Source organism: uncultured Senegalimassilia sp., from assembly GCF_934636665.1.
Classification (GTDB): domain Bacteria; phylum Actinomycetota; class Coriobacteriia; order Coriobacteriales; family Eggerthellaceae; genus Senegalimassilia.
Map to the genome: position 1 here is coordinate 71,600 of NZ_CAKUAT010000003.1, position 13,754 is coordinate 85,353.

Here is a 13,754-nt window from a genome sequence, read left to right on the forward strand (position 1 = left end):
ATGGCATACGATTTCTCCGTTTCCGGACAGCATTACCTGTTCAATGTCCAGACGTTTGCGCACACGGTGCTGGCGCTCGGCGGCGACTCCTACAACTACGCGTTCCGCGACCGCACCACGCAGGGCGTCATCGACGACGTGGCGTCGGGCGAAAGCGAGCTGGGCGTGGTGTTCGAGACCTCCGCGACCGCCGCGGAGCTTGACGCCGCCTTCGACGCCGCCGGCCTTGAGTTCGTGCAGCTGGTCGAGTCGGCCCCGCGCGTGGCGCTGCCGGCCAGCCACCCGCTGGTCAACGCGTCCAGCCTGACGCTCGAGCAGCTTGCCGATTACCCCTACATCTACTTCGACCAGGGCAAAGACGCTCCGGCCGCCTTCTTCGAGGAGGCGCTGGGCGACCAGCCGCGCGCCAAGTCCATCGCCACCACCGACCGCGCCAGCCTCTCCGAGCTGATCGTGGCGCTCAACGGCTACACGGTCACCTCCGGCATCCTGGTGGGCATCTCCGACGGCGCTCAGCTGCGCACGGTGCCGCTCGACGCGGACGTCACGCTGCGCCTGGGCTACCTGAAGAAGAAGGGCGCGCAGCTCGACGGCACCGCGGCGCGCTTCGTGGCAACGCTCGAGAAGAATCTGGAGCGCTACGCGAAGTTCTAGGAAACGCGGTTTTTGCGACCTTGGAGGGGACGAGCGTGCTCGTCCCCTTTTCGGCGTTTTGCGGGCCGACGCCGGGCCCGCCGAATGCAGGGCAAAAACCCTGGCGTATGATGGAACGGCGTATCCAAGACGGGAAAAGGTTTCACATGATAGAAGTGCTTTGGCATGGCCGCGGCGGGCAGGGGGCCTTCACCGCCGCTCGGCTTCTGGGCGCGGCGGCGTCGCTTGACGGCAAGCGGCACGCGCTGGCGTTCCCCTCGTTCGGCCCCGAGCGACGCGGCGCTCCCATGCGCGCGTTCACCAAGATCGATACGGTGCAAATCGGTGACCGAAGTGCCGTTTCAAAGGCGGATTTCGTGATCTACCTGGACGGAACGCTGCTGGCGCCCGGCTGGGAGCGCGAGCTGAAGCCGGGCGGCATCTGCCTGGTGAACACCGCCGAGGCGCTGGGCGACCCGCGCCTGCTGGCCATCGACGCGGACGGTCTGGCAACCGAGCTTCTGGGCCGACCCATCCCCAACACGGTGTTTTTGGGCGCGCTGGCGCAACTTGCCGATTGCGTGGACCGCGAGAGCGTGGAAGAGGCCATCCGCCAGTACATGCCCGCGAAGCTGCACAAGGGCAACATCAAGGTGGTCGAGCGCGCCATCGCGCTGGTTCAACAGGCAGAGGTTGCCGGGCATGTGGAAGCTGCTGGCGCGGACGAATCCGCAGTTCATCCTGGCGAAGCGGTAGAGACGGTAACCGGTGTGCACCGGTCGGCGCATTCTTCGGCAGCGCATATGCCGCAGCTGTTCGCCACCATTCCCGAGCCTTCCGCCTATGCCGACACCACTTGCTACACGGCGGGTTACCTGACGCAGGTCAACGCAGGCTGGCGCAACGTGCGCCCTGTGCTCGACGTGGACGCGTGCACAGGCTGTCTGCAGTGCTACCTGTACTGCCCGGACGGTGCCATCTTCAAGGTTGCCGGCCAGAACAAGGCGGGTGTTTCGGTGGATATCGACCTTGATTTCTGCAAAGGCTGTGGGGTTTGCGCCGCCGCCTGCAAGTTCGACGCGCTTTCCATGGCGCCCGAAGCGAACGCGAAGGAGGCGTGATGCGCATGAAGCGTTTTCTATCCGGTGACGAGGCGTTCGCCGAGGGCGTGCGCCTGGCGCGGCCGCAGGTGATCTCGGCCTACCCCATCACGCCGCAGACCGTCGTGGTCGAGCGCCTCTCCGAGATGGTCGAGGAAGGCCAGCTGGCGGCCGAGTACGTGCACGTCGAAAGCGAGCATTCGGCCCTGTCGTGCGCCATCGGCGCGTCGGCCACGGGCGCGCGCACGTTCACGGCGACGTCGAGCCAGGGCTTGCTCTACATGGCAGAATGCCTGACCTATGCTGCAGGCGGCCGCTTCCCCATCGTCATGATGAACGCGAACCGCGCGACCGCGCTGCCGTGGAATATCTACGGCGACCAACGCGACAGCCTAGCGCTTCTGGACCACGGCTGGGTGCAGGCATACGCGCAGGACAACCAGGAGGCGCTCGACCTGGCGCTCATGGCCTATGCCGTAGCCGAGGACCCTGAGGTCCGCACGCCGTTCATGGTGAACTTGGACGGTTTTGCGCTCACGCATACCTACGAAAGCGTGGATATTCCCGACCAGGAGCAAGCCGACGCGTTCCTGCCGCCCTACGACGGCGCAGGCAACCGCTTCGACTTCGCAAACCCCGTCAACATCGGCTACTCGGCGGGCCCGGAGTTCAACCGCTACTTCAAGCGCTCGGCTCACGAGGGCATGCTGGCCGCCGCCGACGCCGTGGAGCGCGTCGAAGCGCGCTTCGCCGAGGTGTTCGGCAGGAGCTATCCGGGCCTGATCGAGGCCGTGAACTGCGACAATGCCGAAATCGTGCTGGTCACGCTGGGCTCCATCGCCGGCCTGGCGCGCGAGCGCGTGGCGAAGCTGCGCGCGCAGGGCGTGAAAGCGGGCCTGGTGCGCATCCGGTACATGCGCCCGTTCCCCGCGCGGCAGATCGTGGAGGCGCTGGCGAACGCGACAGCCGTCGGCGTGCTGGAGAAGGACGTCAGCTTCGGCGCGGAAGGCACGGTCATGACCAACGTGTGCTCCGCACTGCAGCAGGCGGGCAACGCCGTGCCGGTGGTGAACTTCGTGGGCGGCCTTGGCGGCGACGATATCACGCAGGCCCAGATGAGGGGCATGTTCGAAGTGCTGGAGCAGATCGCCGCCGGGCGCATCGCGCCAGAGGATTGCCCGCGCGTGGGCTTTTTGGGCGTCGACTCCGTTGCCGACGAGTTCGGCAACCCGTGCTGCGAAGGTTGCGGCGACGCCGGGGCCGTTGCCATTGCCGGCGGCGACTCTGAAGGCGCGCGCGACGGCGCGTGCGCAACCGATGCGGAAGGAGGCCGATAGCCATGGCTTTGAACGCGAAGACCCTGCCCGATGACGAGTTCTTCTTCGGGCACAAGGCTTGCGCCGGCTGCGGCGGCTCGCTTGCCGTTCGCGCGGCGCTCAAGGTGCTCGGCCCGAACGCGGTGGCGGCGCTGCCGGCGGGCTGCATGAGCGCCGTGGGATTCAACTTCCCGCAGCTTTCGTTCGCCAACAACGCGATGATCACGCCTTTTGCGGCGACGGCAAGCGTGCTCACCGGTATCGAAGCAGGTTTGCGGGCGCAGGGCATCAAGCCCGACGACTGCACCGTGGTGGGTTTCGCCGGCGACGGCGGCACCGCCGACATCGGCCTGCAGGCGCTCTCGGGCGCCATCGACCGCAACGACGACGTGCTCTACATCTGCTACGACAACGAGGCGTACATGAACACGGGCATCCAGAAGAGCTCGCTGACGCCCTTCGGCGCGAAGACCACCACCACGCCGGCCGGGCGCAACGCGCACGGGTGCCTGACGCAGAAGAAGAACGTGTTCGAGATCGTGGCCGCGCACGGCATCCCCTATGCGGCCACGGCCAGCGTGGGGTATCTGCCCGACTTCCTGCGCAAGCTGGAACGCGCCCGCGACATCCGCGGCACGCGCTTCATCCACGTGATCGCGCCCTGCCCGACCGGCTGGGGCTGCCCCGAGGCCGATATGGTGGACGTGGCGCGCGACATCGTGGATTGCGGCCTGTGGTACCTGGCCGAGTACGAAGGACCCCAGCTCAGCGGCGTGCCGGGCGGGCAGTTCAAGCTCAGCAGGAACCCGCGTGAGTTCGCCAGCGTTGAGGCATATCTGCGACGTCAAGGCAGGTTCCGTGCGCTCACCGACGACGAGATTGCCCAGGTGGAAGCTGGCCGTGACGCGAAATGGGAGCAAATCCGCCGCGACTGGACGGCGTAAGGCGGGGATGCGCGACGAAGCGACGGCTGAGATTCGCGAATAAGTTACCGCCATAGGGCCATCCTCTCGGCGGTATCTCTTTCGCCCGCAAAAAACGCCTCGCCACCGCCCAGCGGGCGATTTGCTCGCCCGTAAACCCCAACAGAAACGGAAACCGGCGCTCAAGGGCGCCGGTTTCGTATGGGGGGATGCCGCCAAGGGGAGATGCGACATCGGATATGTTGCGTAGCGCTTATGCCTGAGGGACGATGATGGTCGGCACCTTCAGGTTCAAAAGCACGCTGTGCGTGACGCTCCCGAACAGCGTGCGACCCAGCGCATTGCGCGAGTTGGTGCCCATGACCAGCATGGATGCTTCCTTACCGGCTTCGATAAGGGCACGGGAGGGCGAGGAATCCTCAACAGTGCGGCCCGTGGCCTGCAGCGCCGGGTACTCGAAGGCAAGTCGGCCGAGCTGGCGGTCAAGCTCGATCTGACGCTGCTCGCCGACGGTGGCGAGGCCGCCGCCCATGGATTCCGCGGTGCGCTCAAGCCATGCGGGAACGCCCCAGGCGCTGATCAGCTCAAGCGGCTGCTGCGTGGCCACGGCCGCGCGTGCGGCGAAGTCGATGGCGCGGGCGCTGATCGCCTCGTCGGGGCCGACGCCCACGACGACCCCGGTACCCTGCTGCTTCGCATCCCAATCCGCGGGCACCACGACGGTGGGGACGCTGGTGGACACGGAAACGCGCAGGCCCTTCGCGCCGCCGATGGTTTCGCCGATGGTGTGGCCGTGGTGGCTGCCCAACACGATCAGGTCGTGCATGGCCGCGGAATCGGCGAGCACGCCGACGATGTCGCCGACGGAGACGCTTGCCTGGATGCGCATGTCGGGATAGCTTTCCAAGGCTGCTTGGCGCTTCTTCTCGAGCGCGGCGGTCACGGTTTCGGTGATGGTTTCGACGCCTACTCCGGCTTTGTTGGCGATCGCTTCATCGATGACCGCCAGCATGTGGACGTCGTAGCCGACCACGCGAGCGAATCGCACCGCCCAATCAAGGGCGCGACGCCCGCGATCGCTGCCGTCAATGCCTACCAAAATGCTTCCCATTGCAACTCCTAACGAAGTGATCGCATTCGGATATCGGTCACAAAATGATACCCGCCAAAAGCACCTATCCGCAATCGTTGATTAGTGGAACATGGGAATCATGAGCCAAAGGGCGAATAGGACGATCGAGACGCAAGCGGTGAAGCAGATAACGGAGACTACACGGTGCATCAGATGAGCGTTGCCTTGAGCATCCACCGAGCCGTCTGCCCACATGCGCAAACCCCAGGCATACAAGACGCTGATAAGGCTTGCAACGCAAACCGCGGTGAATAGAACGGTAGCAAAGCTAATGATTTCAGTCGTGATCATGTTCTACCTTTCTTACGCAGCCTGAGCTTGGGGCTGGACCGTGCGAGCCTTCTCGGCGTTGATGTTCACCTTATGGCTATCGTTGACGTTGCCGCTGTTGACCGGATTGCGCTTGGAAAGGCGGAAGATGATCAGCGCGGCGCACACAGCGATGGCAACCGTTGCCACGGTCCCCCAGACGCCGGTTTTCGCAAGCGCACAAGCAAGGGCGCCAACGATGCCCGCCGCGGGGAAGGTGACCAGCCAGGCGATCAGCATACGGCCAGCAACGCCCCAGTTGACCGGATTGCCCTTCTTGCCAAGACCGGTGCCGATGATGGAACCAGAGCAAACCTGCGTGGTGGAAAGCGCGAAGCCAAGGTGGGACGACACCAGGATAGTGGTTGCGCTTGCAGCCTCGGCGGCGAAGCCCTGCGGGGTGCTGATCTCGGTCAGGCCCTTGCCCAGCGTGCGGATGACGCGCCAACCGCCCATGTACGTGCCGGCGGCGATGGCAAGGCCGCAGACGGCGACAACCCAAAGCTCGGGACCGGAACCGGAAGGCTGAAGGCCCACGGCAATAAGCGTCAGCGTGATAATGCCCATGGTTTTCTGGGCGTCGTTAGTGCCGTGCGAAAGAGCCACCAAGCAAGCGGTGACGGTCTGACCGTGACGGAAGCCGGACTCGACCTGTTTCTCGCTCATGTGCTTAACCACGGCGAAGATGATCTTGACCGCGCAGAAGGCCGCCAAACCGGCAACGACGGGAGACACCAGAGCAGGGACAAGGATCTTGGTGATCACGGCAGTGAAGTTCACGCCCTCAACGCCCGCGCCGATGATGACGGCGCCGACCAGACCGCCGAACAACGCATGGCTGCTCGAGGAAGGAAGGCCTACCAGCCAGGTGAGCAGGTTCCAAATGATGGCACCGATCAAGCCCGCCAAGATGAACTCAGGCGCGATGGTGACAACTTGCTCGTTGATCAAACCACCGGAGATGGTCTTTGCGACCTCCACAGACAGAAACGCGCCGACGAGGTTCAGCGTACCTGCGGCGATAACAGCGGTTCTGGGCTTGAGCGCGCCCGTAGCGATGGACGTGGCCATTGCATTGGCCGTATCGTGGAAACCGTTCGTGAAGTCAAACGTCAAAGCGGTGACGATCACCAAGCCGACGATTACCAGCGTTGCCGGATCCATTACTTTCGTTCTCCCTTCGAAAACCTCATTGCGTCGTTAGAACATCGAGCGTTCGAGTGGCTCTACCCCATATGAGAGCTTGTCGGTCTCGAACGCGTTACTGCGACGTTTCAAGGGCGCAGCACACCCTCGGCATGCAGAGAGAAAGTCTAGGGGCGATATGTAAAGCGACTGTAAGGCCGACTTCAGATGAGGGTAATGCTTTTAAGGAAACGGGGAGAAGAGGCGAACAGACCGTTAACCGGAGAAAGTTCATTCTTGAACTTCAGGAGCTTTATGAAATTGAACACATAGCTACACGAACGTGCTACACTGCAAGAAATTGAACCTATGAACTCTGAACTTAATATTACCATTAACGACAGTTCATAGTTTAATTTATAGGTTCATGAATTGAATTGTTCATGCTTTGGCTCAATTTTTAGTTCAATTCTATGTTGAACTGAACTATGAACCTATAGTTTGAACTTTGAACGAAAGGAACGGTATGGATCAGAACGTGTTTGCCGAGCAACTGAAGATTGCCATGGATGCCGCCGGCATGAAGCAGGCAGATTTGATCCACGCAGCGCAAGAAGAAGGTCATAAACTCTGGAAAAGCCAGGTCAGCCAGTACGTCAGCGGCAAGACCATCCCCCGCCCCGACGTGATGCAGCTGCTTGCTGAACTATTGAACGTCACTCCTGAGTGGCTGGGTGGTGAGGAATCTGCGCCCATGACTCCTCCTGAACATGAACCTTCTGAACCTGAACCACTTGTTCATGAGGTTCAAAATGATTTTGAACCTTCCAATACTAATGAACCTGCTGTGTCCGATGATCAAGGGAGCGTACCTATGCGTCAGTTCAAGAAATCCTCGAAGCTTGATAACGTTCTGTACGATGTTCGTGGTCCGGTTGTGGACGAAGCCGCTCGCATGGAGTCCCAGGGCATGCGCATTTTGAAATTGAACATCGGCAACCCTGCCCCGTTCGGGTTCCGCACGCCCGACGAGGTGGTTCAGGATATGCGTCATCAGCTTCCCGATTGCGAGGGTTACAGCGATTCGAAGGGCTTGTTCAGCGCGCGCAAGGCCATCATGCAGTACTCTCAGATCAAGGGCCTTCCCAATGTAGACATGGACAGCATCTACACCGGCAACGGCGTCAGCGAGCTCATTAACCTGTGCATGCAGGCGCTGCTCGACACCGGCGACGAGATCCTTATCCCCAGCCCCGACTATCCGCTGTGGACGGCTTGCGCCACCCTTGCCGGCGGCACGCCCGTTCACTACATCTGCGACGAGCAGGCTGAGTGGTATCCCGATATCGACGATATCGAGCGCAAGATCACGCCGCGCACGAAGGCCATCGTCATTATCAACCCCAACAACCCCACTGGCGCGCTGTATCCGCGCGAGGTGCTGCAGCAGATCGTCGATGTGGCTCGCAAGCACCAGCTGATGATCCTGTCCGACGAGATCTATGACCGCTTGGTCATGGACGACCTTGAGCACGTGTCCATCGCAAGCCTTGCTCCCGACCTGTTCTGCATCACCTTCTCGGGTCTTTCAAAGTCGCACATGATTGCCGGCTATCGCATTGGCTGGATGGTGCTGTCCGGCGAGAAATACTGCGCGCAGGACTTCATCTTGGGCCTGAACATGTTGTCGAATATGCGCCTGTGCTCCAACGTGCCGGCGCAGTCCATCGTCCAGACCGCGCTGTGGGGCCATCAGAGCGTGCGCAACTACGTGGTGCCCGGAGGCCGCGTATGCGAGCAGCGCGATTACGTGTACAAGGCGCTCAACGACATCCCCGGCATCACCGCCGTCAAGCCCCGTGCAGCCTTCTACATCTTCCCGAAGATCGATGTGAAGAAGTTCAACATCACCAACGACGAGCAGTTCGCACTCGACCTGCTGCACGAGAAGAAGATCCTGCTAGTTCCCGGCAAGGGCTTCAACTGGGGTTCGCCCGACCACTTCCGCGTGGTCTACCTCCCGCGTATCGAGGTGCTCTCCGAAGCCATGGGCCAGCTCGGCGACTTCCTCTCGCACTATCGCCAAGCGTAACGAGGCTCAAGAGGCCAGGGGCACTTAGCCCCTTAATCGCTAACATCGTGGCATATGGGAAGAGGGGCGCAAGCCCCTCTTCCCATATGATGCCAAGCTTAGTCCTATGCCCAGCCTAAGCGCGCCGCTGTTTACTGCACTTCGGAGCGATAGGCTGCAATCTCGTCGAGGAAGGCCTTGCCGTACTTCTCGAGCTTCTTCATGCCTACGCCGTTAACGTCCATGAACTCATCCTCGGTTTCGGGCATACGGGCGCACATGTCTCGCAGCGACGCATCGCCGAACACCATGTACGGAGCCAACCCACCTTCGACCGCCAGCTGCTTGCGCAATGTGCGCAGCCTTTCGAACAGATCCTGATCGTATGCTGCATCGGGACCGCTTGCCGTACCCGACCCACCGAACGAGTGACCGCCGGCAACGCCCGGCTTGCGCTGCGGTTGTCGCAACACCTGTTTCATCTGTAACCGGAAATCAGGCGCTGCAGCCTCGCGGAAACGAGGGCCGAACCCCACCACGGGGAACTTGCCTTCAGATATCTCCAAGTACTCGCCCGCCGCAAGCAGCTCGATGACCTCTTTCAGCTGCACTTGCGACATGCTGACGGAGTTGAGGCACTTCGCCTGCGCAAGGCCGAACTGCTCGAGACGTTCCGTGTTCGTGCCGCGCAGCACATCTACCACCACGCCCTTACCGAACCTTCCACGCAGCTCCTGTACGCAACGCATGACGGCACGCGCTTCCGCGGTAACATCGACCGCCCTGAACCCGCCTTCGCAGTTCGAGCAATTGTTGCACGAGCCGTTGTCCTGCTGCGCTGCGGACTCATCGCCGAAGTAACGCAACATGTAGCCGCGCAGGCATTCGCACGTCAGGCAATAGCCATCCATGGCCGCCAGCATGCGGCGCCTAGCAGCACGTGCTACTTCAGCCTCCTCGGGGCTCATGCCTTCGTTGCCGCGGTCCTGCTCAAGGAAGAACCTGCAAGTGGACAAATCGCCATCGCTCCAATAGAGCATGCACTCGCCCGCAAGCCCGTCGCGCCCCGCGCGGCCCGCTTCCTGATAATAGGCCTCAATGCTTGCGGGCATGTTGTAGTGGATGACGTAACGCACGTTTGATTTATCGATGCCCATGCCGAAGGCGTTAGTTGCCACGATGACCGCAGCATCGTCGTTGATCCATGCCTGCTGATTGGCACTGCGCTCTTCTTTTCTCAATCCTGCGTGATAGCGCGTTGCCTTCACGCCGGACTGCACCAAGTGTTCGTGCACCTTCTCGACATTCTTGCGCGTATTGCAATACACCACGCCCGAGTCCTCAGGATGCGCCTTCGCATACGTTGTGATGCGGTTCAACTTTTTGTTCGGCTCTAGGCGCTCCACGGAAAAGTGAAGGTTTGGCCGGTCGAAACCGGTGACCGCTTGGTAGGGATCCCGCAATCCTAAAAGACGCACGATGTCGGCGCGAACGCGCTCCGTTGCCGTTGCGGTGAGTGCGGCAACAGTGGGGCGCGTAGGAAGCTGTTCGATGAACGTACCGATGCGCAGATACGATGGGCGAAAATCCTGGCCCCATTGCGATACGCAATGCGCTTCGTCTACCGCGACCAGCGGAATGGGCGCCTGCGAGGCGAACTCCACAAAGCGCGGATCCTCCAAACGCTCAGGCGCAACATAGAGCAGGTCGAACTCCCCCGCCAGGGCACGCGCCATAATCGAACCCTGCTGAGACGGGGTAAGCGTGGAGTTCAGATACGCCGCCTGAATGCCAGCATCCTGCAAGCTGCGCACCTGATCGCCCATCAGCGACACCAACGGGCTTATGACCAGCGCAAGGCCGCTCATGACAACACCCGGTATCTGATAGCACACCGACTTGCCGGCGCCGGTAGGCATGACCGCAAGCGCATCGCGACCTGCGAGCAAAGCCTGCACTACACCCTGCTGGCCCGGCCTGAAATCCTTGTAGCCGAAATGCATCTCCAGCGCCAAGCGCGCCTGCTCTATAGGTACCGACACGGCAAACCTTTCCCTAACAACAAGTTTCACAATGCGCAAAACGCAAACGCAAGTCTAAATGCAGACGCAATGCAAACGCAAATGCGCGATTACATGACCACGTCACCGCAATCCTGCAAGTTGATTGCGGCTTGCAACAGCTTCGGAGACCGTCCAGAAGCGTCTCATCCGGTAAAACGCTACGACAAACGCCTAGATGACAATGCCGTTTATGTGATCTATTTCATGCTGGATGATCTGCGCAGTGAAGCCGCTGAAGCTTTTCTGACAGGTTTTGAACGATTCGTCCTGATACGACACGCGAATCTTGCGATGCCGCTGACACGGCCGCTGCCCCACAAGAGACAGGCACCCCTCCTCAGTAGAATACTCGCTTGAGGCGTGCACGATTTCGGGATTGAACATGAGCTTAGCCGCGCCATTGTCATCGAACACGATGATGCGCTTGCGCACGCCGATCATGTTCGCCGCCATTCCCACACACTCATGAGCGTGTGCTTGAAGCGTGTCGAGCAAATCCTGTCCAACAGGCGCGTCCTCGATAGTTGCAGCCTCCGATGGCATGGCCAAGAACAGTTCGTTTCGCATAATCGGTCTGATCATCGGGCGCTCGTGCCTCCTTCATGGATATGGGCAGGTGGGTTGCGAATACGCGAAAAGGGGGGTTCGCTGCATCTACTGTACCATGCGAAACCCCCGCGTTCAAGAAAAATCGAACGTTTGTTTTATTGCGTTTTCACACCGTTTGACCTGCGGAAACAGCTGATTCCTCAGCAAAAGCCCGTCAAATCCGCAGCAAGAAATCGTTCACTCATCGATCTCTTTTCGTGATAATTACGCTATAGTTAAACATATAGTTTCTATAATAGATTGTAATTATCTTTCAACAAACCGTAGAGAGAGGCGCTATGACAATAGCTGAAAACATCAGGCGGATTCGACGAGCTGCGGGAATGACGCAGGACGAGTTCGGTCGGCTTGCCGGCGTGTCCAGCATGGCCGTATCGCAGTGGGAAAACGGCCGCGCCATCCCAAGAATGGGTACAATTGAAAAAATATCTTTAGCATTGAGAATCGCAAAAAGCGAAATCATTGAAGATGACGTTGTGCCTGATAACGCCATCATTGCAGCAAGCAATCATGACCGCTTCTCTAGCGAGAGTTTATCCATCAAGGCAGCGCCACTGGCAAAGGTTCCGGTGGTCGGCAGCACGCACGCCGGCAAGCCGCACCTTCCCGAAGAGTTCGACGAGCTCCCAGAGGTGCTCGTGCCGCAATTTCTACTTGACCGCGACCCGGACAGTTATGCCATAGAGGTTGACGGCGACTGTATGGACCGCATCTGCCCTCCCGGCATGGTGGCGATCGTGCAGCCGGGCATCCCCGCGAAAACCGGCGACGTCGTTGTGGCCACCATCGACAACGCCGATTCCATCATGCGCCGCATGACCGTGATCAATGGCGACCTGATTCTATCGCCCGAGTCCCACAATCCCGAGCACATGAACCTGTACATAACAGCCCAGGACGACCGTCAAGTGAAGGTGGAGCATGTAGCCTACTTCCAGAGCCGCGAGGCGCTCTAATGCACAAGTGTCGAATCGCGCATCACGACATCGATTTCCAAACGAAGATGAAATAGACAAGGTAGGGTTAATGAAGCACGAATTGCTGATTATCAATTTAGGGGAGTCGATCGAAGCATCTCGAAAAGCGGAAAGGTAAAACATGCGTGCGCGCCGTCAAGGAGGTTCACGAGCTCCTCTCCTGCGATACGCAGAGTAGTTGGCAACAGAGGATGCAGAAGCTGATATGCGATGCTACGCGTTCACCAGTTCAAAAGAGTTTCGACAAAACAACGTGGGGCGCTTGACCGTCGGCGCTATGCAATGTAGATTAATGACTAGTGACACGGCCCCGTGGACTCTAAGTGAGGCGGGGACTAGAAGGGTCGCTAGCTCATTGGGCTAGCGGCCCTTTGATTTTAGGAGTCACCTTGGCAAAAGAATTTTAAACCATCGATGAGCTCATAGACCTTCTTGAATCGCGCAACGTTATCACGGACGAAAACACGAAAACCCAGTTGATGCGCGAAAGCTACTATGCTGTGGTCAACGGGTATAAAAAGCCCTTTCTTGACACTCAGGCAATGAAGGAAAGTGCCGATGATATTTTCCAAAAAGGAACACGCTTCGAGTGGATTTACTCGCTATTTCTGTTCGATCGCGATTTGCGCTCGCTAACGTTCAAGTACATCGCAAAGGCAGAAGCAATCATGAAAAACGCGGTAGTGTATTCCTTCTGCAAGGCAAATCCAGGTCCAAACGACTATCTTGCTACTTCATCATACGCATCCGCAAAGGACATGCTGTTTGCAAAAGGCTTCTCCGGCAACCGTGCGAAAATACATCAAACAAATCTATCGAGGCTTATGAGCGTGCTGAACAAAAAGGTTGCGGGATCAGACGGAAAAGCCTTCATATCGCATTACGTAAACCGTTATGGGTTCGTGCCTCTATGGGTACTCGCGAACGACTTGACCTTCGGCCATATAGCCCATTTTTATCAGCTTCAACGCCGAAGCATCCAGAACAGTGCATGTAAGACGATTGCATCAGTTTCTGACTCCAATAGAAGAATCACACCGCAAGAGTTGCTGCATGCCTTCTCCGTTCTGGTAGATTTTCGCAATCTATGCGCCCACGATGAGCGTCTATACTGTGCAAAAATTGGCCGCTCTCATGACATAGCTTTCAAGGATATGGTCGAGCAAATGGTCCCGATATTGCCGAAAGAAGAGCTTTTCGACTTCTTCAACGAGTTATCGCAGCTGTTCGATAAATATAAGACGATTATGCGCATTGTCGACCCGAACTCCATGCTGAAGGAAATGGGGATACCGACCGTCGAATCACTAACAGCAGAATAAGGGCGGCGACTCCGGGGACAAAGGATTTTAGACGGCGATACCGTCCGGTCCCATTCGGGAGCCCAGCCTGTGTCCTTCGCGGGTGCGGCTCGCCGCCGTCTCAGTTCGCAAAAAGGCCAGCAAAATGCAAACCCAAACAACCGGGTTGATCGACAAGGCCAGCACGAACGAAAG

Annotated in this window: 12 protein-coding genes; 7 read left to right on the forward strand and 5 right to left on the reverse strand. The window is 59.3% G+C overall.

Features of this window, described 5'->3' with window-relative positions:
* The 4 genes from Q0G75_RS01720 to Q0G75_RS01735 all read left to right on the forward strand — a co-directional run bounded on the left by Q0G75_RS01720 (position 1) and on the right by Q0G75_RS01735 (position 3,993).
* A complete protein-coding gene (locus tag Q0G75_RS01720) occupies positions 1 to 654 on the forward strand; it encodes a LysR family transcriptional regulator substrate-binding protein (protein WP_294414843.1) in 654 nt (217 codons plus the stop codon).
* A gap of 146 nt (positions 655 to 800) precedes the next feature.
* The gene (locus Q0G75_RS01725) at positions 801 to 1,754 is read left to right on the forward strand and encodes a 2-oxoacid:acceptor oxidoreductase family protein (protein WP_294414841.1); all 954 of its coding nucleotides are present in this window, start codon (positions 801 to 803) and stop codon (positions 1,752 to 1,754) included.
* A 5-nt stretch (positions 1,755 to 1,759) separates the two neighbouring features.
* Complete coding sequence (locus Q0G75_RS01730) at positions 1,760 to 3,070, forward strand: transketolase C-terminal domain-containing protein (RefSeq protein ID WP_294414839.1); 1,311 nt, start codon at positions 1,760 to 1,762, stop codon at positions 3,068 to 3,070.
* A 2-nt stretch (positions 3,071 to 3,072) separates the two neighbouring features.
* Positions 3,073 to 3,993, forward strand: a complete 921-nt coding sequence (locus Q0G75_RS01735) for a thiamine pyrophosphate-dependent enzyme (RefSeq protein WP_294414838.1) — start codon at positions 3,073 to 3,075, stop codon at positions 3,991 to 3,993.
* A 232-nt stretch (positions 3,994 to 4,225) separates the two neighbouring features.
* Here the strand turns inward: Q0G75_RS01735 and Q0G75_RS01740 are convergent, their stop codons facing one another.
* The 3 genes from Q0G75_RS01740 to Q0G75_RS01750 all read right to left on the reverse strand — a co-directional run bounded on the left by Q0G75_RS01740 (position 4,226) and on the right by Q0G75_RS01750 (position 6,577).
* Positions 4,226 to 5,083: a universal stress protein gene (locus Q0G75_RS01740; protein ID WP_294414837.1), complete on the reverse strand. Its 858-nt coding sequence runs from the start codon at positions 5,081 to 5,083 to the stop codon at positions 4,226 to 4,228.
* 81 nt (positions 5,084 to 5,164) lie between these two features.
* Complete coding sequence (locus tag Q0G75_RS01745; protein WP_294414836.1) at positions 5,165 to 5,395, reverse strand: hypothetical protein; 231 nt, start codon at positions 5,393 to 5,395, stop codon at positions 5,165 to 5,167.
* 12 nt (positions 5,396 to 5,407) lie between these two features.
* On the reverse strand, positions 5,408 to 6,577 hold the full coding sequence (locus Q0G75_RS01750; RefSeq protein ID WP_294414835.1) for an inorganic phosphate transporter: 1,170 nt from the start codon (positions 6,575 to 6,577) through the stop codon (positions 5,408 to 5,410).
* A 487-nt stretch (positions 6,578 to 7,064) separates the two neighbouring features.
* Here Q0G75_RS01750 and Q0G75_RS01755 point away from each other — a divergent pair, with 487 nt between their 5' ends.
* The gene (locus Q0G75_RS01755; RefSeq protein WP_294414834.1) at positions 7,065 to 8,630 is read left to right on the forward strand and encodes an aminotransferase class I/II-fold pyridoxal phosphate-dependent enzyme; all 1,566 of its coding nucleotides are present in this window, start codon (positions 7,065 to 7,067) and stop codon (positions 8,628 to 8,630) included.
* Positions 8,631 to 8,761: 131 nt separating this feature from the next.
* Here Q0G75_RS01755 and recQ read toward each other — a convergent pair whose 3' ends face one another.
* Positions 8,762 to 10,651, reverse strand: a complete 1,890-nt coding sequence (recQ, locus tag Q0G75_RS01760) for a DNA helicase RecQ (RefSeq protein ID WP_294414833.1) — start codon at positions 10,649 to 10,651, stop codon at positions 8,762 to 8,764.
* Positions 10,652 to 10,843: 192 nt separating this feature from the next.
* On the reverse strand, positions 10,844 to 11,254 hold the full coding sequence (locus Q0G75_RS01765; protein ID WP_294414832.1) for a peptide deformylase: 411 nt from the start codon (positions 11,252 to 11,254) through the stop codon (positions 10,844 to 10,846).
* A gap of 305 nt (positions 11,255 to 11,559) precedes the next feature.
* Here Q0G75_RS01765 and Q0G75_RS01770 point away from each other — a divergent pair, with 305 nt between their 5' ends.
* Positions 11,560 to 12,237: an XRE family transcriptional regulator gene (locus tag Q0G75_RS01770; protein WP_294414831.1), complete on the forward strand. Its 678-nt coding sequence runs from the start codon at positions 11,560 to 11,562 to the stop codon at positions 12,235 to 12,237.
* A 500-nt stretch (positions 12,238 to 12,737) separates the two neighbouring features.
* Positions 12,738 to 13,580 carry an Abi family protein gene (locus Q0G75_RS01775; RefSeq protein WP_294414829.1) on the forward strand — a complete coding sequence of 281 codons (843 nt, stop codon included), beginning with the start codon at positions 12,738 to 12,740 and terminating at the stop codon, positions 13,578 to 13,580.
* Positions 13,581 to 13,754: the final 174 nt, after the last annotated feature.